Raw genomic sequence first — 1417 nt, 5'->3', positions numbered from 1 at the left:
TGTCGCGCGAGAGCCTTGGCGCGCGTCGCCGGTGCCGTCTTGCGGACGTGGTCGCGGCCTGGATCGGCGTAGGCCGTGCCGTTCTTGAGCATGTGGTAGGCGGCGGTGAGGATGGAGGCTGCCACCGCGCAGACGGCCTTCTTGGGTCCGCGTCGGTGGCGCAGGCGCTGGAACTGGGCCTGGAGATAGCTCTGTTTCTTGCGTGCGGCAGCCCAGGCGCACTGGACGAGGGTGGTCTTGAGCCAGGGCGCGCCCTTCTTCAGGCGGGTGGAGCGGCGCTTACCGGCGCTCTCGTCGTTCCTCGGGCACAGGCCAGCCCAGGAGATCAGGTGGCCGGCGGTGGGGAAGCGGCTCATGTCGGGGCCGATCTCGGAGAGGATCACCTGGGCGGTCAGGTCACTCACCCCCGGGATCGTCGCCAGCAGCCCCGCCGCGTCCCGGAAAGGGCCGAGGTCGCGCTCCACCTGTGCGTCGATCTCGGCCACTGCCCCAGCCAGGGCATCGTATTGCCGGAGATGCAGGCCGAGGAGGAAGCGGTGCGGCTCGCCGAGGCGTCCGGTCAGCGCGGCCCGGATGCTGTCGCGCCCGGCCTTGACCCGCGGGCCGACGAGCCCGCTCAAGGCCGCCGGATCGCGCTCGCCCGCCGCCAGGGCATCGAGGACGGCGCGGCCGGACTGGCCCATGATGTCGGTGAGCACCGAGGCGAGCTTGAGATTGGCGTCCTCCAGGGTCTTCTGGATGCGCTGGACGTGGGACGCCTGCTCGCGGACCAACTGCTTGCGGGTGCGCAGTAACGTGCGCATCACCTGGGTCTCGGCCTCGGGCACGAAGCTCGCCCGGATCAGGCCGTGGGCCAGGAGATCGGACAGCCAGACCGCGTCGGCTACATCGGTCTTGCGGCCGGGCACGTTCTTCACATGCGCCGCGTTGGCCAGGATCAGGGTGCGGCCCTCCGCCGACAGCACGTGCCAGACCGGGCGCCAGTACACACCCGTGGCCTCCATCGCCACGTGGGTGCAGCCGTGCTCGGCCAACCACGCCGACAGGGCCAACAACCCGGGCGTGGTCGTCGCGAAGGTTTCGACCGCGCGGGTCGGCGCCCCGATCCCGGCCAACCGCACGGCCGCCACCACCGTGTCCTTGTGAACGTCGAGCCCGGCGCACCGGGGATACAGAACCTCCATCATCACCTCCGCAGGTCAGGCCGCCGGCGCAGACTCCCCGGGAAGGACAATCTAAATAGCGCGCTCCAGAGCGAACTCCTGACGCAAGCGAGGGGACTTCAGGGAACCCGGGTCCAACTCATACGCGGGCTGTAAGGGCACCAAGGACAAATCGACCTCTCCGCCGACGGCCTATCCACGATGCCACAGGTTTCATCCGCAAGGGACGGCCAAAGCCGGTGGAAACTCATACC

The 1417-nt window shown here is 69.4% G+C and carries 1 protein-coding gene; it reads right to left on the bottom strand.

The annotated features are described in order from the left end of the window. Positions 1 to 1184 (bottom strand): IS110 family transposase (locus LW587_RS23890; protein WP_232632055.1); only part of this gene is annotated, 1184 nt, incomplete at its 3' end. Positions 1185 to 1417: the final 233 nt, after the last annotated feature.

The organism is Methylobacterium sp. Leaf118 (assembly GCF_920984675.1).
Classification (GTDB): Bacteria; Pseudomonadota; Alphaproteobacteria; order Rhizobiales; family Beijerinckiaceae; genus Methylobacterium.
The sequence above is the reverse complement of the archived record's forward strand: the minus strand, read 5'-3'. Positions and strand labels throughout refer to the sequence as shown.